Consider the following 19,218-nt stretch of genomic DNA (forward strand, 5'->3'; position numbering starts at 1 on the left):
CACCCACTTCACCCGTAACGGGTGAGGTTCATCGGCTGGGCCCCGACCGGCCGCGGTCCGGATGAGCCGAAAGGTCAACGGGCAGTGCATCGCACGGCGAGTGAGCGGCGGCTCAGATCGTCCAGCACCAGTCTAGGGTGGCTGAACCCGGTGTCGGGATGTGGACGCAGAAGGAGATCCAAATGTACGGCGCGTCCGCATTCCTGCGCAGGGGGTCGATCACAGTCGAGGTAGAGGTCTGGTCCGGAGTCGGGGTGGCCGGTTCGTCGGCGAACGCGGTCGGTGCGGTGAGCGCGACGAGCGGGACGGCTATCGCGGCGACAATTGCCGAGCGGGCGATGACTGCGAACATCTCGTAACTCCTTCGAATCGAACACCGTGGCCAGCGCCCATCGCGGTGCGGCACTGGAGGTTTCGTGAACGGTGAGTGCCTGACGCAGGGCTACTGCGGACCATTGGTGAAGCGATAGAACGCGACGCTGTCCGAGTCGGGCGTGGGTGCGCCCGGAGCCGACAGGCTGTAGTCGCCGGCCTCGTCGGTGCGGCAACGCAGGGTGACCGAGTAGCTGATGGGTCCGGCCTCCGCGGGCTGCATCCCGTCGATGATCGCTACGCCGGGCTCGGGACTGCGCATGGTGTAACTGGTGTCCTGCCAGGTGGTGCTGCTGGCGATCCGGTACTGCAACTGATCTGCAGAAGTGAAGCGCACCATGGTCATCGAATGGCCGGGTGGGGTGCCGGGCATGGCCGGGGTACTGCCATACATGATCATGAACTTGCCACTCATATCGGCCGGGACCGCGCACGTTCGTGGCGCGTCACCGGGCTCGGAGTGCACGGTAGCCATTCCGGCCGTCAGGGGAATCAGTGCGGAAGCGGAGACGACGGCGATGCGTACGAAAGCCTTCATGGTGCTCCTCGCGTCGAGCGATGGGATACCGACATCGCAGGTCCTCGGTTCGCTGACGCGCGAACCGTGGGCTGTTTCGCGGAAACGGGTACCTCTGGCACCCTATCGGCACCAAAGTTCATTAGCTACAAAGTTGCTTCATGTGGCTGTTTTGTTACCTTGGTTAGCTCAAAAGGCACGTTGGTCGATCTCTGTGCATTTGCTAAGGTTCGGAAACAGTTGGGTCGCAGTGCACTCCATTTGAAGATCGAATCCGAAACAGACTGCTTAGTCTGCACCCTATGGAGCCGATCGATGACGAGCAGAGTTCGCCCGCGGGATCCGATTCCAGTCAGCCGACATCGAAGGGGAAGTTGTCGCGGCGCTCGATTCTGAGCGGTCTGGCCGCGGCGGGCGCCGGAATGGCCGCGCTCCCCCTGGCCGCGGCGTGCGGCAGCGACAAGAAGGACGGTCCGCCCGGATACGGCACCGGCATCAACGACGGCTTCAACGGCGATATCGAACTCGACATCCGAGACTCGAAACCGGACTGGACCCCGTTCGAGGTCAAGAAGGCACCCGAGGGCGCACCCAACGTGCTGGTCGTGCTCTTCGACGACACCGGTTTGGCCTCCTGGTCGCCCTACGGCGGCCGCATCAATATGCCCACCCTGCAGAAGCTGGCCGATAACGGCCTGACCTACACCCAGTGGCACACCACCGCGCTGTGTTCGCCCACCCGCTCCACCATGCTCACCGGTCGCAACCACCACGTGAACCGCTTCGCCGCAATCACCGAGGGCACCAACGGTTTTCCCGGCGCGGCCGGTCGGCTGCCCGCGCAGTGCGCGACCGTGGGACAGATTCTGCAGGACAACGGCTACTCCACCTTCTGGGTCGGCAAGAACCATAATGTGCCCGAGGAGGACGTCTCCTCCGGCGGCGCGAAATCGGAATGGCCGCTGGCGAAGGGCTTCGACCGCTACTACGGCTTCCTCGGCGGTGAAACCAACAACTGGTATCCGGACCTGGTGGAGGACAACCGGTTCATCGAGCCGCCGCAGACCCCCGAACAGGGCTACCACCTGTCGAAAGACTTGGCGGACAACGCCATCAAGATGATCCGCGATCAACGGTCATCGAATCCGTCCAAGCCCTGGTACATGTGGTTCTGTCCCGGCGCCAATCATGCACCGCATCACAGTCCCACCGAGTACGCCGAGAAGTACAAGGGTCAGTTCGACGACGGCTATGAGGCGTACCGCACCTGGGTTCTGCAGCGAATGATCGATAAGGGCATCATGCCCAAGGACACCCAGCTCACCCCGCTCAACCCGCTACCCAAAGACGTTGCGGTCCATGACGATCAGGTCCTGCCCTGGAATACGCTCAGCCCCGACCAGAAGCGATTGTTCTCGCGCATGGCCGAGGTCTTCGCCGGTTTCTCCGAATACACTGACGCCCAGGTCGGACGGATCATCGACTTCCTCGAACAGACCGGCCAACGCGACAACACCGTCGTCATCTACGCCGCCGACAACGGCGCCTCCGGTGAGGGCTCCCCGAACGGATCGGTCAACGAGAACAAATTCTTCAACGGCTATCCCGACTCCCTGGACGAGAACATGCAGTACATCGACGTGCTGGGCACACCGGCGACCTACAACCACTACCCGACCGGTTGGGCCGCGGCCTTCTCCGCACCGTTCCAGATGTTCAAGCGGTACGCCCAGTTCTCCGGCGGCACGTGCGATCCGCTGATCATCTCCTGGCCCAAGGGCATCAAAGCCAAGGGCGAACTGCGCCACCAGTATCACCACTGCACCGATATCGTCGCCACCATCTACGACGTCACCGGCGTGCAGATGCCCGAGGAGTACCGCGGCGTCAAACAGTATCCGCTCAACGGTGTTTCGATGCGCTACACCTTCGACGACCCGAACGCGAAGACCAAGAAGGAACGCCAGTACTACGCCATGCTCGGCACCCGCGGCATCTGGCAGGACGGCTGGAAAGCCTCCTCGGTGCACGCCGCGCTCTCGGACAAGGGTCATTTCAACGACGACAACTGGGAGCTCTACCACGTCGACGAGGACCGCTCCGAGTCCAAGGATCTCGCCAAGGACAACCCCGACAAGCTCAAAGAGCTTATCGCGCTGTGGAACTCGGAGGCAGCAGACAATTACGTGCTGCCCCTGGACGACCGCACCGCCGTAGAACAGCTCGGCAACGAACGACCGCAGTCCGAGCCTCCGCGCGACAAATACGTCTACTACCCCGATACCGCCGCGGTGCCCGAAGGTGTCGCGGTCAACATCCGCGGCAAGTCCTACAAGATCCTCGCCGACGTCGACCTCGGCCCCGACGCGCAAGGGGTGATCTTCGCCCACGGTTCACGATTCGGCGGCCACACCCTGTTCGTCAAAGATGGTGCACTGCACTACGTCTACAACTTCCTCGGCATCGCCCCGGAACAGGATTTCGTCTCCTCGCAACCGCTGACACCGGGCAAACACGTCGTCGGCATGGAATTCAACCTCCAAGGCAAAGGCGCCAACGGCGAATCCACCGGCAGCACAACGCTGTACATCGACGGCCAGCCCGTCGGCAACGGCCCGATGCGCGCGCAGGTCGGCAAGTTCACCCTCGCCGGTGACGGTCTGTGCGTCGGACGCGACAGCGGCGACAACGTCTCCCAGCAGTATCAGCACCCCGGCACCTTCACCGGCGGCACCATCGCCGAGGTGACCATCTACACCGGTAAGGAGTCCTACGCCGATCTGCAGAAGGAAGCTGCTGCGGCCATGAGCACCGAGTGACCCTCCTGCGTCACCATCGGTGAGTTCCTCGGCTCGGGTGGTGTGGTGGGCGACACGATCGCGGTGCGGCGAACTAGGACAGATTCGGACCTGCGCGAATTCTAGATTGATTCGCATGAGCGCTGACATCATTCCCTTCCGGATCGATATTCCGCAGGTTGAGCTCGATGATCTGCGTGACCGACTGGCCCGCACCCGCTCCCCACACCCCGTGCCCGGCACCGGCGCGGACTGGGACCATGGCATCGCCCCGGACTATCTGGGCGAGCTGGCCGCCTACTGGGCCGACGGGTTCGATTGGCGCGCGCACGAAGCCGAGTTGAATCGCTACCCGCACTTTCTCACCGAGATCGACGGGCAGCGGATCCACTTCCTGCATCTGCGCTCGCCCGCGCCGAACGCGACGCCGCTACTGCTCAACCACAGCTATCCGACCTCGTTCGTCGAATTCCTCGCCGCCAGCGGGCCGTTGACCGATCCGCGCGCTCACGGCGGCGACCCGGCCGACGCGTTCCATCTCGTCATACCGTCACTGCCCGGGTTCGCCTTCTCCAGTCCGCTCTCAGCGCGCGGCTGGAACATGGAACGGACCGCGCTCGCGTTCGGCGAGCTCATGACCCGGCTCGGTTACGACAGGTTCGGCGTCGAGGGCGGCGACCTCGGTGCCGGGGTGACCGGCCGGGTGGCGACGCTGCTGCCGGACCGGGTGATCGGCGCGCACACCCACGGTGACCGGTTGCAGGTCGGCATGGTGGGGGAGGACTTGCCGGTGCCCGCCGGTCTGGATCCCGACGAACAGAAACAACTCGAACACGCGCAATACACCTGGTCGCAGATGAAGGGCTACAAAGTCCTGCATCAGACCGAACCCAACGCCCTGTCGGCGGGTCTGGCCGACTCCCCGATCCTGCAATTGGCATGGATCGCGGAGAAATTCGTCGAGTGGGCCAACCCCGCAACCCCGATCAGCCGCGACAACGTCCTGATCACCGCTAGCCTCTACTGGTTCACCCGCACCGGCCCCGCGGCAGCTGACTTTTATTGGGAACTAGCCCACGCGACCAACCCGGGCTGGGGCGATACCTCGGCGGTGCCGCAAGGCCAATCCCTGTTCTACAGCGACGCTTTCGTTCGCAAGGTCCTGGGTGCCGGTGACAGCGTCGCCTTCTTCCGCGACCACGCCGAAGGCGGCCACTTCCCGGCGTTCGAAGTCACCGACCTGTTCGTCGACGACATTCGCGCCTTCTTCCGGCAACTCCGCAACTGACATCACCACCGAACCGAACGGGCGGATTGTGTGAAAGCTGCTGCCGGACTGAGGATTTGCACCAGCCTCCGAGTGGACGTGTGGCTCGGAGGCCGGTGCGGATCATGTCGTGGACGTGGCTCGGTACGACCATTCGCCGCCGCGGGTGAGTTCGAGGGTGGCGGTGTGGTGTTGGTCGACGGTGCGGCGGTGGGCGGTGCTGATGAGGATGAGGTCGGGGAGTTCGGTGCGGATCAGGGTGTAGAGGGCGAATTCCAGGCCCTCGTCCACTGCGGAGGTCGCCTCGTCCAGGAATGCGGCGTTCGGGCGGATCAGGAGGATGCGAGCGAAGGCCAGGCGCTGTTGTTCACCGGTCGAGAGAATGTTCGCCCAGTCGGCACTTTCGTCCAGACGATCGGTGAGATGACCGAGTTGCACTTGGGTGAGCGCGGAGCGCAACTCGGCGTCCGTGGCACCGCCTGGTGGGGCGGGATAGGTGATGGCCGTGCGCAGATCACCCAGCGGCAGATAGGGCAGCTGGGAGATGAACAGCGTGCCGGGGGTTTCCGGTTTGCCGACGATACCGGTTGTGTAAGGCCACATTTCGGCGAGTGCGCGTAAGAGCGTCGTCTTGCCGGTGCCGGAGAGTCCGCGCACCACCACCGCGTCGCCTGCGGTCAGCAGCAGGTTCAGATCCTGGACCAGAATCTCGCCGTCGGGTCGGTAGACGTGCACCGCGCTCAGTTCCACCGAGCGCTCCAACGCTCGCGCTTCGATCCGGGGCAACTCACGCGATCGCTCATCCGCGTCGAGCAGACCTTCGAGCCGGAGCAGTGTCGCGCGGAACGATGCGAAACTGCTGTAGCTGTTGCGGAAGAAGGACAGTGAGCTCTGGATCTGCCCGAATGCCGTACCTGTTTGCTGGACATCGCCGAGAGTCAGCTTGCCGGAGAAGAATTGGGAGGCTTGCAGGAGCCATGGCAGGACCGAGGCCGTTTCGGTGGCGGCCTGATTCCAGCCGATGAAGCGGGTGGTGAAGTACACCAGACGGCGATAGATGCGCAGCACCTCGGCGAAAAGTGCGCGCAGGGAATGCCTTTCGGACTCCTCGCCACGGTAGAACGCGACCCGCTCGGCATTGTCGCGCAACCGGACCAGCGCGTAGCGGAAGTTCGCTGTCGCGGCTTGATAGTCGAAGCCGAGTTGGATCAGCGGGCGGCCGATGCGGAAGGCGATCGTTGTCGCGACGATCACGTATGCAAAGACGAGAAACACCATGGCCCTGGGAATTTCGAGCCCGGCGATGCTCAGCGGTTGGGACAGATCCCACAGGATTCGGGTGAACGACACCACTGACACCACCGCGGTGACCGCCCCCAGCGAGAGTGAGCGCGCCCCGGAGATCATGTCCCCGACATCCTGCTGAATACGCTGATCGGGGTTGTCGATGGGCGCGTCGATGAATCGCCCCCGGTAGTACGCCTGATGATCGATCCATGCCCCGCTCATGCGCTCGGTCAACCAGTCACGCCAGCCGATCTCGAATATCTGACCGAGATAGAAGTCCAGCTGAGTGCGCACCACCTCGATCACCGCGAGGACAGCGAACACCATCAGCGAATGCCAGAACGCGTGTTCGGCGGCGTCGAGCGCACCGCCGTCTCCGCCGCCGATGGCCGCGGCCGCGTCTTGCAGAGACGAGAACATATCGTTGCCCTGATAGGACAACAGCACCTTCACCCGCACCGACAACACCGCACTCAACAGCAGCACCCCGATGAACGGGAGAGTGCGCACCGCCTCAGAGCCGGTGAAGTACGCACCCGTCACCGCGCGAAAATGCCTGCCCCACTGCGTCATCCGCAGCAGCAACGCCGCGACCACCAGGAATACGACCGCCGTGATCGCGACCGTGATCAGCAGCCACTGCGCCGACGTGACCATCTCGTCGCTCCAGTCGCGCGACGCGTTCACAGCGGCCTCCGATCACATCCGGGCATATCCCAAGGCAGTCGAAAATCCGCTCGCTGAGGTGAGCGACAGCCAACAATAGCCGCTACCTGCGCAAATCCAGCCGAACCCGGAACGGGGTGCCGTCTGATCACACCGCCGGAATACTGGGCGGCATGGCGACAGTCGTGGCTCTGCATGCTCATCCCGATGACGAGATCACTCTGACGGGAGGGACTCTGGCGAAATTGGCCCGGGCGGGGCACCGCACGGTCATCGTGGTCGCCACCGATGGGCACCGGCAGTTCGATGGCCCCGTCGCGCCACGGCTACTGGAATTGCAGGCCAGCGCAAAGGTTCTCGGCGTTTCCAGAGTTGAGCACCTCGGATACGCGGACAGCGGGCACGGCCCGGTGCTGTATCCCAACCCGCCGGGTCGGACGATGTTCGTCCGAGCGGATGTCGGTGCAGCGGCGCAACGCCTGGCGTCCATCCTCGCCGAGGAGCGTCCGGACATGCTGCTGAGTTATGACCGCAACGGCGGGTACGGGCACCGCGATCATGTTCGTGTCCATGAGGTCGGGGCGCTGGCAGCGAAATCGGCGGGCGTCGCACGAGTGCTGAACGCGACCATGCCACGGGAGCTACTGCGGGGGCTGACCGCTCCGGCCGGTTGGCTCGGGTATGACGCCACCGCTATCCGCGACGGTTATACCGCCCGCGCGGAGATCACCCACCGCATCGATGTCGGAGCGTTCACAACGCAACGAATGACGGCCTTGGCCGAACACCGATCGATCCTCGAGGGTCAGAGCCGTTTCGCCACCATCGCCGGTTTCGTGCGCCGCGTTCCCGCGCCCCTGCGGGCAAAGCTGTTCCGCTGGGAATGGTTTGCCGAGGAAGGTCTGCGCCCCGGCCCAGCCGGTCCTCTCGATGACATCTTCGCCCGCCCCGGCCCGCACTGACGCCGGGATTTACCTCTTGTCGGGATGGCGCGCACCGACGATGCGCAAGGCCAGGTCGACGTAGTAGTCGCCGAGGTCTTCGGGGGTCCAGGGGCCGTTGTCGTGGTACCAGCGGGCGATGTCGATGCCTAGGGACAGGATGGCTACGGCGGCCATGTGGGGGTTGGGGTTGTCGAAGGAGCCGTCGGTGACGCCGCGTTCGATGAGGGTGCGGACTTCGGTGTCGATGGTGTGGCGGATGTCTTTGATCTCGCGCTGATGCTCGGGGGACAGCGCGGCGAGTTCGTAGTTGATGACGCGGGCGACGGTGTGGGCGCGGGCGTGGTGGATGGCGAAGTCGCGCATCAGGGTGATGAGTTGTTCGGTGGGGTCGGGGGAGGAGGCGATGGCGGATTGGACGCGTTCGAGGGTGTCCTGGTGGCCGACGCGCGAAATCTGGTAGAGGAGTTCCTCTTTGGAGCGGTGATGCACGTAGATGGCGGCGGTGCTCAGGCCCGCGATGGAGGTGACGTCGCGGGTGGTGGAGCCGTGGAAGCCGCGTTCGGCGAAGGCGATGACGGCGGCATCGATCAGCCGGGCGCGAGTGTCGTCCGCGCGTGAGCGGTCGGCTGGTTCGGTCACCTGGCCAGTCTCCCATCGGTCGGACCATGACATGTCAGCAGGCATGTGCTGGGGAGCGTCCCCCGGCATGGTAGGCGGGGGACGCTCCGCGTTCAGAGCGCCAAGACGAGCTTGCCGGTGTTCGCGCCGCTGAACAGCATGTTCAGGGTGTCACCGAACTGGGCGATACCGCCCTCGACGACGTGTTCGCGGCTCTTGATGCGGCCCTCGGCGATCCACTGCGCCAGTTGCGCACCGGCTTCGGCATACCGGTCGGCATAGTCGAAGACCACGAATCCGATCATGGACGCGCGGAAGACCAGCAGGGACATATAGCGCGAGGGTCCCGGCGGCGGCTTCTCCTCGTTGTAGGCCGAGATCGCCCCGCACAGCACCACGCGTGCGCCGCGGCGCAGGTTGGCCAGTGCGGCGTCGAGGATCTCACCGCCGACATTGTCGAAGTAGATGTCGATGCCCTTGGGGGCGGCTTCGCGTATCTGCCGCAGCACATTTCCCGCGCGATAGTCGATGGCGGCGTCGAAACCCAGTTCCTCGGTGAGCATTCGGCATTTCTCGGCACCGCCCGCGATACCGATCACCGTGGCGCCCTTGGCTTTCGCGATCTGCCCGGCGATGCTACCGACCGCACCCGCGGCCGCCGACACCAGCACGACGTCGCCCTCTTTCAGCTTCCCGACCTCGAGCAGGCCGAAATACGCTGTCATACCAGGCATTCCGAGCGTGCCCAGCCAGGTGGGGCCCGACGCTACGTTCAGGTCGACCTTCTGCACGCCTCGGCCGTCGCTGACCGCGTACTCGGTGACACCGAAGGTGCCGCTGACGGTATCGCCGACCGCGTAGTCCGGATGCGCGGACTCGATGACCGTGGCGATATCGAGCGCGCGCATCACCTCACCGATACCGACGGGCGGCAGGTACGAGCGCACATCGTTGAGCCAGCCGCGCATGGCCGGATCCAGGGAGATGAAGTTGATCTTCACCAGAATCTGGCCCGCCTCCAGGGCGGGGAGTTCGGTGGTCACCACGTTCCAGGTGTCCGCGGTGGTCAGCCCGGTCGGCCGTTCGGCCAGCAGCACCTGCTGGGTCTTCGTCATGCGGTCCTCCTTCTCGAATAGGTCGAATTCACTTGGGGCGTCTCAGCCTTTCCGTCCCCAGGACGGATCGCGACGGCGCAGTTCACGCTGGGCGATGGTGCGCTTGTGTACCTCGTCCGGACCGTCGGCCAACCGCAGCGTGCGCACGTGCGCGTACATGGCGGCCAGCGGGAAATCCCCGGACACGCCACCACCGCCGTGCACCTGAATAGCCCGGTCGATCACCTTGAGCGCCATCTCCGGCGCAGCGACCTTGATGGCAGCGATCTCGGTGCGCGCGTTCTTGTTTCCGACGGTGTCCATCAGATACGCCGCCTTGAGCGTGAGCAGCCGGACCATTTCGATCTCGATGCGGGATTCGGCGATCCAGTCCTGGATATTGGCCCGATCCGCCACCGGCGCACCGAAAGTCGTGCGGGACTGGGCCCGATCGATCATCAGATCCAGCGCCCGCTCGGCCATGCCGATGGCCCGCATGCAGTGGTGGATGCGGCCCGGGCCCAGACGGGCCTGGCTGATCATGAACCCGTCGCCTTCCCCGGCCAGCAGCGCCGTGGTGGGCACCCGGACGTTGTCGAAGATGACTTCGGCGTGCCCTTCGCGGTCCTGGTAGCCGAACACGGTCAGCCCGCGCACCACGGTCACCCCGGGGGTATCGATGGGGACCACCATCATGGACTGCTGGCGATGGGTCGCCGCCTCGAGGTCGGTCTTGCCCATCACGATGAGCACCTTGCAATTGCGGTGTAATGCGTTGGAGGTCCACCACTTACGGCCATTGAGCACGTACTCGTCGCCGTCACGATCCATTCGCAACTGGATGTTGGTGGCATCGGAGCTCGCGACCGCGGGCTCGGTCATGGCGAAGGCCGAGCGGATATCCCCGGCGAGCAGGGGAGCGAGCCATTCGCGCTTATGCTCCTCGGTGCCGAACAGCGTCAGCACCTCCATATTGCCGGTGTCCGGCGCACTGCAATTGGTGGCCTCGGGCGCGAGATGCGCACTGCGGCCCATGATCTCGGCCAGCGGTGCGTACTCGGAATTGGTCAGCCCCGCACCGAGTTCGGGATGCGGATGGAACAGATTCCACAGCCCGCGCTTGCGCGCCTCGGTCTTGAGCTCCTCGAGGATCGGCGGTTGAAAGTGCGGGTCACCGGATTCGATCATCTGCGCTTCGAAGATCGGCTCGGCCGGATAGACGTGCTCATCCATGAAGGCGAGCAGATCGTCCCGGTACCGCAGGGCCTTGCCCGAGAGTTCGAACATCGCTACTCCTGATCGTCGTTTATGTTGCGGCACATGCGGTGTCAGTCCCGTCCGAGTGGCAGGTCGATCAGCTCGGCCAGCACCGATCGGTGATAGGCGGGGTTGCCCAGCCCGATCTGATCGGCCTTGGCGCGCTTGAGATACAGATGGGCCGGATATTCCCAGGTCATGCCGATGCCGCCGTGCAACTGCACCGCTTCCTCGGCGGCGTGCACCGCGATCTCACCGCAGTATGCTGCGGCCACCGCACCGGCGATCGCGGCGTCGGGATCATTCTCAGCGAGCGCACCGGCGGCGTATCGTGCTGCCGCACTCGCGGATTCGAGTTCGACGTACAGATCGGCGAGCCGGTGCTTGAGTGCCTGGAAGCCACCGACCACCCGCCCGAACTGCCGCCGCACCTTCAGGTACTGCACCGTGGTGTCCAGGCACCAGGCCGCGAGACCGACCTGCTCGGACGCCAGCAACGCCGCACCGGTCGCCAAACCCACACGCAGCGCGGGCAATCCGGCTCCGGCCGCCACGACGACCTGCCCGGGAGCGGAATCGACGGTGATATCGGCCAGGGGCCGAGTCATATCGAGCGAGACCACCGGTTCGACCGACACCAGCGAGGTTTCGATGGCATGCACCTCGGTGCCCTGGGACGTCTGCACGGCCGCGAGCAGCACATCGGAATCCAGCGCTCCGGCCACACTCGTCACCCGCCCGGACAGCCTGCCCTCGGCATCCTTGACGAGGGCAGGAATCTGCTCGACGGTCGACGCCGAGAACGGTGCCAGCAGCGCAGCGGTGCGCTCACCTGAGGCGAGCTGACCCACGAGTTCGGAATCGCCCGCGAGCAGCACGGTCGCCGCGATCACACTGCTGGTCAGGAACGGCACCGGAGCCACATAACGCCCCAGCTCCTCCAGCACGACCGCGGCATCGCGCGCCGAACCTCCTGCGCCGCCGCGGTTCTCGGGAATCAGCAACCCAGCCAATCCCAGCTCCGCGGTGATCGTCTTCCACAGCGAACGCGACAGCGATCGATCTCCGGCATAGGCCGCCAGCACCGCCGTCGAATCACACCGCTCATTCAGCAGACTCCGCACCGCGCCGCGCAGCGCCGTCTCGACATCGGTGTCGAGCAGCAGGATGTCCTCGCTCATCGGATCAGGTCCTTCCAGGCGATGTCCTTGTCCGCGCGCGCTTCGCCGGGCAGCCCCAGCACCCGTTCGGAGACGATATTGCGCATGATCTCCGACGTTCCGCCCTCGATCGAATTGCCTTTGGCCCGCAGATAGCGGTAGCCCGCGTCCCGGCCCGCGAAATCGACGCGGTCGGGGCGCACCATGGTCCAGTCCTCGTAGCGCAGCCCGTCCTCGCCGAGCAGTTCGAGCTCTAATCCACTGAGTTGCTGGTTGATTCGCGCGAACGAGAGTTTGAGCGCCGAGGTCTCCGGACCCGGCTGCCCGCCCGCGACGCGCTGGCGCAGCCGGGTGGCGGCCAGGCGCGCGGCCTCGGACTCCACCCACAGGCGCAGCAGTCGATCATGCAGGTCGGCAGTGTGCTTGTCCGCGTGAGCGCGCCAGGTCCGCGTGACCGCGCCGAGGATGCCGCTCTCGCGCGGCACCGGACGGCCGCCGATAGACACGCGCTCATTGTTGAGGGTGGTGTTGGCTACCCGCCAGCCCTCACCCTCCTGGCCGAGCCGGTTCGCATCGGGAATGCGCACATCGGTGAGGAAGACTTCATTGAATTCGGCCTCACCGGTGAGCTGGCGCAGCGGCCGCACGTCCACACCCGGATCGGTCATATCGCAGATGAAATACGACAGCCCAGCGTGTTTCGAGCGATTCGGATCGGTGCGCGCCACCAGAATCGCGCGCTGCGCCTTATGCGCGACCGAGGTCCAGACCTTCTGCCCGTTGACAATCCAGTCATCGCCGTCGCGCACCGCGCGGGTGCTCACGGCCGCCAGATCCGATCCGGCACCGGGTTCGCTGAACAGCTGGCACCAGATCTCTTCCCCGGCCCAGAGCGGGCGCAGATAGCGTTGCCGCTGTTCGGGAGTGCCGTAGGCCAGGATCGTCGGCGCGGCCATTCCGAGCCCGATGCCGTTGAGCTCGGGATTGTTGCCGGGTGAACCGGCCTGCTCGAACAGGGCATCGACGAAAGGCTGCAATTCGCGATCCAGGCCGAGCCCGCCCACGCCTTCGGGGTAGTACACCCACGCCAGCCCCGCATCGAAGCGGGCGCGGTGGAAGGTCACCGGATCGGTGGTAGCCGGATCATTGTCGGCGAGCAAGGCGGCTACGCGCCGGCGCAGATCCTCGCGTACCGCTTCGGGATTGGTCATCTGTTCTCTCCGAGCGCGGTGATCCCGGCACGCAGCAGCGGGTCCACCATGTCTCCCATATTGTCGAAACCCGCGCCCACGGTCTGGCCGTGGATATAGCGGTAGTGAATGCCCTCGGCGATCACCGCGAGCTTGAACGAGGCCAGCGCGACATAGAACCCGATGTGCGACAGGTCCAGGCCCGCGCGCTGGGCGTAGCGATCCAGCATGTCCGATTCGCTCAGGAAGCCTTGTGCCGCAGCGACATCGGTGACGCCGGGAATGCGATGCGTGCCCATCCGCTGATAGACCAGCAGCAGGCCGATATCGGTGAGCGGGTCGCCCAGGGTCGCCATCTCCCAATCGAGCACTGCCGCAACGTGATCGCTCGCATCGACCAGCACATTGTCCAGGCGGTAGTCCCCGTGCACGATCCGTGCGGGTGATTGCGGCGGTTGCGATGCGGCGAGCAGCTCATGGAGCTCGACGGCCGAGGGCAGCTCTCGCGAATACGAAGCGTCGAGCTGCTTCTTCCAGCGTCGCACCTGCCGTTCCAGAAAGCCTTCGGGCCGACCGAAATCGGTGAGGCCGACCGCGGCCGGATCGACCGAATGCAATGCGGCGAGCGTATCGATCAAACCGGTGGAGATCACGGCTGTGCGCTCGGGACCCAGAGCTTCCAACTCGCGTGCCCTGCGGTACGGCGTCCCGGCCACCAATTCCATCAAATAGAAAGGCGCACCGATGATGTCGGTGTCCTCGCACAGTGCGTAGGTATCGGGCACCGGCACATCGGTCTCGGCCAGCGCGCTGATCACCCGGTGTTCGCGGGTCATATCGTGCGCGGTGGCCAGCACATGGCCCAGCGGCGGCCTGCGCAGCACGAATGATGTTGTGCCATCGGTGATCGCATAGGTGAGATTGGATTTCCCACCCGCGATCAGATGTCCCTGCAACGGCCCCTTGGCCAGATCCGGCCGATGCGTGGCCAGCCAGTCGGCGAGCCGATCGAGATCCAAACCGGGAAGCGAGGTTTCGGCTGAACTCATCACGGCACCAGGACCGCGACGCTCTCGACCACGCAGGCCGGTTTGCTCACGCCCTCGATCTCCACGGTCACCTTGCTGACCGCCTGGAACCCCAGGCTCGCAGGGGTGAGCGAGATCAGCTCGACGCCCGCGCGCACCCGCGAACCCACCGGAACCGGTGCGGGAAAGCGAACCTTGTTGGCGCCGTAGTTGACTCCCATCGACAGACCCTCGACGGTGTAGACCTCCCCGGCCAGCATCGGCAGCAGCGACAGCGTCAGGAATCCGTGCGCCACCGTGGTGCCGAATGGCCCTGCGGCCGCACGCTCGGGGTCGACGTGGATCCACTGGTGATCCCCGGTCGCATCGGCGAAGAGGTTGATCCGCTCCTGGGTGATGGTGTGCCAGTCGCTGTACCCGAGATGGGTGCCGACCGCCTTCTCCAATTCGCCCAGGCCATCGAAAGTCTTCATCGCTTGCGGTCCTTCCCGATTCAGTTCTTGGGTCCGCCGGCCACGTAGATCACCTGGCCGGAGACGAAGCCCGCTCCCTCGCTCACGAAGAAGGAGGCGGTATGCGCGATATCCTCGGGCTGTCCGGCGCGTGCGACCGGAATCGTTGCCACCACAGCCTTTTTGAAGTCCTCGAACGGCACACCCACGCGCGCGGCGGTGGCCGCGGTCATATCGGTTTCGATGAAACCGGGGGCGATGGCGTTCGCGGTGACACCGAACTTGCCCAGCTCGAACGCGAGCGTCTTGGTGAAGCCCTGCAAACCCGCTTTGGCCGCAGCGTAATTCGCCTGACCGCGATTACCGAGCGCCGAGGTGCTGGACAGGTTGACGATGCGTCCCCACTTCTGATCGATCATGTGGGACTGCACTGCGCGCGACATCAGGAACGACCCCCGCAGGTGCACGTTCATAACGGTGTCCCAGTCGTCGACGGACATCTTGAAAAGCAGATTGTCGCGCAGCACGCCCGCGTTGTTGACCAGAACCGTCGGCGCTCCCAGCTCGGTCGCCACGCGTTCCACGGCCTGGGCGACCGCGGTCTCGTCGGAGACGTCCGCGCCGACGGCGAGTGCACGGCCACCGGCGGCGACGATCTCGTCCACGACTGTCTTGCAAGCGTTTTCGTCCAGATCCAGGACGGCCACGGCCAGGCCGTCATCGGCCAGGCGACGGGCCACGGCCGCGCCGATACCGCGCGCGGCTCCGGTGACGATCGCGATCCGCTGGGTCGGTGTGCTCATACTGTTCTCTCCTCGAGTGAGTGTGCAGGGGGAAAGTGAGTGTTCAGGGGATTCAGACGCCGCCGGTCAGCGTGACGCCGCCGTCGACGACCACCAGCTGTCCGGTGAGCCAGCTCGCGTCCTGCGACAGCAGGAACGCCACCACGCCGCCGATATCCTCGGGGACGCCGAGTCGTTTGAGCGGATAGTTCGCCGCCACTTCGGCTTCGTGGCCTTCGTAGAGCGCGCTGGCGAATTTGGTCTTGACCACGGCCGGGGCGACGGCGTTGACCCGGATATCGGGACCGAGTTCGACCGCGAGTTCCTGGGTGATGTGGGTGAGCATCGCCTTGCTGGCACCGTAGAAGCCGATGCCGGGGGCGGGTTTGGTGCCCGCGACCGAGGAGATGTTCACGACCGCACCGCCGTGCTCATGCATCCAGCCCTTGTAGATCTGCTGCACCCACGACAGCGCGGCCAGGCAGTTCACCTCGACGATCTTGCGGGCCGCGGCCAGATCGAGTTCGACCATCGGGCCGAAGACCGGATTGATGCCGGTGTTGTTGACCAGCAGATCGGCGCTGCCGAAGGTCTCGATGGCGCGCGCGACGGTATCGGCCTGATGGGCGATGTCATCGGACTTGCCCGCGACGGCCAGCGCATGGGCCGGGCCGCCGAGGCTCGCGACCGCCTCGTCGAGCGCCTCCTGCTTGCGCGCGGTGATCACGACCTTCGCACCCTCGTCCACCAGGCGCTGGGCGATGCCCAAGCCGATGCCCCGGCTCGCGCCGGTCACGATCGCCGTTTTGCCGTCGAATCTGTTCACAGAGTGGTCCCTTCGGAGGTCGGGCGATCCGGACCGGGTGGTCGTGCACCCGCCGCGCGTTGTCAGCGCCACCGACTCGGAGTCGATTACTAAGCGCTTGGTAAGTCATGAAAACCATGCGTGACGCAGGCCTCACGGGTCAAGGGTGTGCGGTGCGGTCCGTGCTGTGACTCGCGACACATGAATGCCAGCGTAGCGCGCCCACCAGCGGTGATATCCGGTATGTCGAATCCGGATTCAGGTTTTCAGGAGGTGGCGCTATCCAGCAGGCGCTGCTGGTACTGGCGCATACCGGACAGCCAGCGGTCGTAGTCGCCGCCCTTGCGGCGGTACATATCCAGCACCTCGGGGTGCGGCAGGATCAGGAATCGCTCATCATCGATCGCCGAGAGGACGATCTCGGCGACCTCGTCCGGGGTGAGCACCGCACCCGCCGAAGTCACCGCGCGAGTCGCGGCCGCACCGAGCGCGTCGCCGGAATTCTCGCCCGCACGCAGCAGTGCGGTCTCCACGCCCATCGGACACAGGCAGCTGACCCGGATGCCGCGATCGCCATAGGTCACCGACAGCCATTCGGCGAAGCCGACGGCCGCGTGTTTGGTGACCGAGTATGCGGCCGAACCGATTTGGGTGAGCAGGCCAGCCGCCGAGGCGGTGCTGACGAAATAGCCTTCGCCGCGTTCGAGCCAGCCGGGCAACAGCAGGCGCGCGGCGCGCACATGGGCTTGGAGGTTGACGTCGATCGTGGTCGCCCAGGCCGCGTCGTCGTCGCCGATTCCGACGGGTCCGGCGACACCGGCGTTGGCGAAGTAGAAGTCGACCGGGCCGAATTCGGCTTCGGCGCGGGCGATCAGTGCTTCGATCTGCGCGATATCGGAGACATCGGAGCCCATCGCGATGGCCGATTTCGGATGGCTCTCGTTGATGGCGGCGGCCACGCTCGATGCGGCGTCGGCATCGAGATCGGCGACCACGACCCGTGCCCCCTCGCGTACCAGCCGTGCGGCCAGTGCACCGCCGATTCCGCCGCCGCCACCGGTAACCACCGCGATCTTTCCCGCGACCTGCACGAGTACTCCTCTGTCGAGTCGGATGCTCGAACCCGGTGCCGGGTTCGAGTCGATGATCTCGTCTGTCTACTCGCCCGCGCGCCCGCGTTCAAGAGTCCCGGGATGGGGGAGTGGCAAAGATCGTGATCGAAAGGCTTGTGACACAAAGCGATTCATCCCGTAGTTGAACTCGGCGTCAATTTTGCATAGCGTGAGTCCCACTCCGGACCCCTGGCTCAGACGCGAGATGAAGGACAACCGTGACCGCACGAGATCTACTCCAGGACTGGCAAGGGCTCGGCAGCGCCCAGGTGGCGGCCAATGGCATCGAACTGCGGGTCGTCGAGCACGGCGACGGTGTGCCGGTCGTGTTCTGCCACGGCTTCCCCGAACTCGGATTCTCTTGGCGGCACCAGGTTTTCGCGCTCGCCGACGCGGGATTTCGCACGCTGACCCCGGATATGCGCGGCTACGGCGGGAGTTCGCGGCCCGAGCGGATCGAGGACTACGACCTTCTGACCGTGTGCGCGGATCTGGTCGGGCTGCTCGATGCCCGCGGTATCGAGGACGCGATCTTCGTCGGCCACGATTGGGGCGCGTCGGTGGTGTGGCAGCTGGCGCGGGCCTATCCCGATCGTGTGCGCGCGGTCGCCGGTTTGAGCGTTCCGGCCACACCCCGCTCGTCCGGGCCGCCGGTGTCGATTCTGCGATCGCGGCTCGGTGACGAGTTCTATATGGTGTGGTTTCAAGAGCCCGGTGTCGCGGATAAGGTCCTCGCGTCGGATGTGCGGCGCACCCTGCTGCAAGACGAGGTGCTCAGCGCGCGCACGTTCCTGGACACCGACTCGGCCGAGCCGCCATTGCCTCCGTGGCTCACCCCTGCCGAATTCGATTACTACGTAGAGACTTTCACGAAGACTGGGTTCACCGGCGGGCTCAACTACTATCGCAATCTCGATCGCAGCTGGGAACGCACCGAGCATCTCGCCGACACCAAAGTCACCCAGCCGTCGCTGTTCATCGCGGGCTCTGCTGATCCGGTCATTCAATTCACGCCGTTGGCGAAAATGTCTGCGGTACTGACGGATCTGCGTGGCTCGATCATTCTCGAGGGCGCGGGCCACTGGATTCAGCAGCAGCGTCCGACCGAAGTGAGCGCGGCGCTGATCGATTTCGCCCGCGAAGTCTCTAACTGACCGCGTCGTCCGAAGGCGCAGTCAGTTGCAGCCCGTTGATCCACAGCTGGGTCAGCGTCGCCACCAGCTTCTCGAACGAAATGCGTTGATTCTGAACGAAAACCGTGTAGGCCATCCGGCTCACCATCGCCGAGAGCGCATGCGCGGTAATCGTGGGATCGAGCTCGGCGCTGGCCTGCCCCGACTCCTGTAGCGCGCGAATCATCCGCGCGTTGCGCTGCACGAACGCCTTGCCTCGCTCGACCCGCATCCGCCGGAAATTCTCATCGACGTGCGCGACCTGTTCGAACAACGCCATCAACCGGGCATTGCGCTTGTACGACAACAGATAATCGCGATTGGCCATCTCGATCAGCGTCCGAGCATCGGTGACCCCGCTGCGCTCGCGCAAATGCGGATGCAGCATCTCATCCTGCACCTGCTCCACCAGCGCCGCGAAAATCTCTTCCTTACTGTCGAAGTAGGTATAGAACGATCCCGACGCCATCCCCGCCGCCTTGGAAATATCCGAGATCCGGGCATCGAGATACCCGTCCCGCTCGAACACCTCCCGAGCCGCCGCGATCAACGCCCCCCGAGTCCGCACCCCTCGCCGAGTCCGCGGCCCCACCCGCCCGGATTCGCCTTCGACAGCAACGGATTCGGCCACCAATCAGCTCACAACCTGTCAATCAACGGACATTCATCGAGGTGGCAACCGTATCACCGGGGTGGA

At 65.0% G+C, this 19,218-nt stretch carries 18 protein-coding genes; 4 read left to right on the forward strand and 14 right to left on the reverse strand.

Translation table 11 applies throughout. The features are described from left to right. Positions 1 to 112: 112 nt before the first annotated feature. Both ACFC4D_RS12615 and ACFC4D_RS12620 read right to left on the reverse strand, forming a co-directional pair. On the reverse strand, positions 113 to 352 hold the full coding sequence (locus ACFC4D_RS12615; protein WP_375957107.1) for a hypothetical protein: 240 nt from the start codon (positions 350 to 352) through the stop codon (positions 113 to 115). Positions 353 to 442: 90 nt separating this feature from the next. Further along, entirely contained in the window at positions 443 to 910 is a 468-nt protein-coding gene (locus ACFC4D_RS12620) for a hypothetical protein (RefSeq protein ID WP_376062847.1), read from the reverse strand. A 281-nt stretch (positions 911 to 1,191) separates the two neighbouring features. Between ACFC4D_RS12620 and ACFC4D_RS12625 the strand changes: the two genes are divergently transcribed. Both ACFC4D_RS12625 and ACFC4D_RS12630 read left to right on the forward strand, forming a co-directional pair. After that, positions 1,192 to 3,708: an arylsulfatase gene (locus ACFC4D_RS12625; RefSeq protein WP_376062848.1), complete on the forward strand. Its 2,517-nt coding sequence runs from the start codon at positions 1,192 to 1,194 to the stop codon at positions 3,706 to 3,708. Positions 3,709 to 3,823: 115 nt separating this feature from the next. Further along, positions 3,824 to 4,975 carry an epoxide hydrolase family protein gene (locus tag ACFC4D_RS12630; RefSeq protein WP_376062849.1) on the forward strand — a complete coding sequence of 384 codons (1,152 nt, stop codon included), beginning with the start codon at positions 3,824 to 3,826 and terminating at the stop codon, positions 4,973 to 4,975. Positions 4,976 to 5,077: 102 nt separating this feature from the next. Here the strand turns inward: ACFC4D_RS12630 and ACFC4D_RS12635 are convergent, their stop codons facing one another. Further along, positions 5,078 to 6,928: an ABC transporter ATP-binding protein/permease gene (locus tag ACFC4D_RS12635; protein ID WP_376062850.1), complete on the reverse strand. Its 1,851-nt coding sequence runs from the start codon at positions 6,926 to 6,928 to the stop codon at positions 5,078 to 5,080. Between the two features lie 152 nt (positions 6,929 to 7,080). Here ACFC4D_RS12635 and ACFC4D_RS12640 point away from each other — a divergent pair, with 152 nt between their 5' ends. Beyond that, positions 7,081 to 7,869 (forward strand): PIG-L deacetylase family protein, encoded by a 789-nt coding sequence (locus tag ACFC4D_RS12640; RefSeq protein ID WP_376062851.1) that lies wholly within the window; start codon positions 7,081 to 7,083, stop codon positions 7,867 to 7,869. 9 nt (positions 7,870 to 7,878) lie between these two features. Here ACFC4D_RS12640 and ACFC4D_RS12645 read toward each other — a convergent pair whose 3' ends face one another. The 10 genes from ACFC4D_RS12645 to ACFC4D_RS12690 all read right to left on the reverse strand — a co-directional run bounded on the left by ACFC4D_RS12645 (position 7,879) and on the right by ACFC4D_RS12690 (position 17,328). Beyond that, positions 7,879 to 8,490 (reverse strand): TetR/AcrR family transcriptional regulator, encoded by a 612-nt coding sequence (locus ACFC4D_RS12645; RefSeq protein WP_375957122.1) that lies wholly within the window; start codon positions 8,488 to 8,490, stop codon positions 7,879 to 7,881. 92 nt (positions 8,491 to 8,582) lie between these two features. Continuing rightward, positions 8,583 to 9,584 carry an NADP-dependent oxidoreductase gene (locus ACFC4D_RS12650; protein WP_376062852.1) on the reverse strand — a complete coding sequence of 334 codons (1,002 nt, stop codon included), beginning with the start codon at positions 9,582 to 9,584 and terminating at the stop codon, positions 8,583 to 8,585. Positions 9,585 to 9,626: 42 nt separating this feature from the next. Further along, on the reverse strand, positions 9,627 to 10,850 hold the full coding sequence (locus ACFC4D_RS12655) for an acyl-CoA dehydrogenase family protein (RefSeq protein ID WP_376062853.1): 1,224 nt from the start codon (positions 10,848 to 10,850) through the stop codon (positions 9,627 to 9,629). 41 nt (positions 10,851 to 10,891) lie between these two features. Then, positions 10,892 to 12,001: an acyl-CoA dehydrogenase family protein gene (locus ACFC4D_RS12660; RefSeq protein ID WP_376062854.1), complete on the reverse strand. Its 1,110-nt coding sequence runs from the start codon at positions 11,999 to 12,001 to the stop codon at positions 10,892 to 10,894. Continuing rightward, entirely contained in the window at positions 11,998 to 13,191 is a 1,194-nt protein-coding gene (locus tag ACFC4D_RS12665) for an acyl-CoA dehydrogenase family protein (RefSeq protein WP_376062855.1), read from the reverse strand. Before ACFC4D_RS12665 ends, ACFC4D_RS12660 begins: the two co-directional genes overlap by 4 nt. Beyond that, positions 13,188 to 14,219, reverse strand: coding sequence for a phosphotransferase family protein (locus ACFC4D_RS12670; RefSeq protein ID WP_376062856.1), 1,032 nt, complete (start codon positions 14,217 to 14,219; stop codon positions 13,188 to 13,190). Before ACFC4D_RS12670 ends, ACFC4D_RS12665 begins: the two co-directional genes overlap by 4 nt. Further along, positions 14,219 to 14,671 (reverse strand): MaoC family dehydratase, encoded by a 453-nt coding sequence (locus ACFC4D_RS12675; RefSeq protein ID WP_375957140.1) that lies wholly within the window; start codon positions 14,669 to 14,671, stop codon positions 14,219 to 14,221. Before ACFC4D_RS12675 ends, ACFC4D_RS12670 begins: the two co-directional genes overlap by 1 nt. Before the next feature lie 20 nt (positions 14,672 to 14,691). Next, positions 14,692 to 15,453 (reverse strand): 3-oxoacyl-ACP reductase FabG, encoded by a 762-nt coding sequence (fabG, locus tag ACFC4D_RS12680; protein ID WP_375957143.1) that lies wholly within the window; start codon positions 15,451 to 15,453, stop codon positions 14,692 to 14,694. 52 nt (positions 15,454 to 15,505) lie between these two features. Further along, positions 15,506 to 16,258: an SDR family oxidoreductase gene (locus tag ACFC4D_RS12685; protein WP_364647814.1), complete on the reverse strand. Its 753-nt coding sequence runs from the start codon at positions 16,256 to 16,258 to the stop codon at positions 15,506 to 15,508. 245 nt (positions 16,259 to 16,503) lie between these two features. Next, entirely contained in the window at positions 16,504 to 17,328 is an 825-nt protein-coding gene (locus tag ACFC4D_RS12690; protein ID WP_376062857.1) for an SDR family oxidoreductase, read from the reverse strand. Between the two features lie 239 nt (positions 17,329 to 17,567). Here ACFC4D_RS12690 and ACFC4D_RS12695 point away from each other — a divergent pair, with 239 nt between their 5' ends. After that, complete coding sequence (locus ACFC4D_RS12695; RefSeq protein WP_376062858.1) at positions 17,568 to 18,503, forward strand: alpha/beta fold hydrolase; 936 nt, start codon at positions 17,568 to 17,570, stop codon at positions 18,501 to 18,503. On the opposite strand, the gene ACFC4D_RS12700 is transcribed toward ACFC4D_RS12695, so the two are convergent. Beyond that, complete coding sequence (locus ACFC4D_RS12700) at positions 18,496 to 19,152, reverse strand: TetR/AcrR family transcriptional regulator (RefSeq protein ID WP_376062859.1); 657 nt, start codon at positions 19,150 to 19,152, stop codon at positions 18,496 to 18,498. The two genes, ACFC4D_RS12695 and ACFC4D_RS12700, sit on opposite strands and share 8 nt — an antisense overlap. Positions 19,153 to 19,218 lie beyond the last annotated feature (66 nt).

The organism is Nocardia sp. NPDC056000, assembly GCF_042269265.1.
Taxonomy (GTDB): Bacteria; Actinomycetota; Actinomycetes; order Mycobacteriales; family Mycobacteriaceae; genus Nocardia.

Bases quoted from the DNA above. Each gene is read 5' to 3' on its own strand.
- ACFC4D_RS12615 (WP_375957107.1), bottom strand. From the start codon at position 352: ATGTTCGCAGTCATCGCCCGCTCGGCAATTGTCGCCGCGATAGCCGTC.
- ACFC4D_RS12620 (WP_376062847.1), bottom strand. From the start codon at position 910: ATGAAGGCTTTCGTACGCATCGCCGTCGTCTCCGCTTCCGCACTGATT.
- ACFC4D_RS12625 (WP_376062848.1), top strand. From the start codon at position 1,192: ATGGAGCCGATCGATGACGAGCAGAGTTCGCCCGCGGGATCCGATTCC.
- ACFC4D_RS12630 (WP_376062849.1), top strand. From the start codon at position 3,824: ATGAGCGCTGACATCATTCCCTTCCGGATCGATATTCCGCAGGTTGAG.
- ACFC4D_RS12640 (WP_376062851.1), top strand. From the start codon at position 7,081: ATGGCGACAGTCGTGGCTCTGCATGCTCATCCCGATGACGAGATCACT.
- ACFC4D_RS12650 (WP_376062852.1), bottom strand. From the start codon at position 9,584: ATGACGAAGACCCAGCAGGTGCTGCTGGCCGAACGGCCGACCGGGCTG.
- ACFC4D_RS12655 (WP_376062853.1), bottom strand. From the start codon at position 10,850: ATGTTCGAACTCTCGGGCAAGGCCCTGCGGTACCGGGACGATCTGCTC.
- ACFC4D_RS12660 (WP_376062854.1), bottom strand. From the start codon at position 12,001: ATGAGCGAGGACATCCTGCTGCTCGACACCGATGTCGAGACGGCGCTG.
- ACFC4D_RS12665 (WP_376062855.1), bottom strand. From the start codon at position 13,191: ATGACCAATCCCGAAGCGGTACGCGAGGATCTGCGCCGGCGCGTAGCC.
- ACFC4D_RS12670 (WP_376062856.1), bottom strand. From the start codon at position 14,219: ATGAGTTCAGCCGAAACCTCGCTTCCCGGTTTGGATCTCGATCGGCTC.
- ACFC4D_RS12675 (WP_375957140.1), bottom strand. From the start codon at position 14,671: ATGAAGACTTTCGATGGCCTGGGCGAATTGGAGAAGGCGGTCGGCACC.
- fabG (WP_375957143.1), bottom strand. From the start codon at position 15,453: ATGAGCACACCGACCCAGCGGATCGCGATCGTCACCGGAGCCGCGCGC.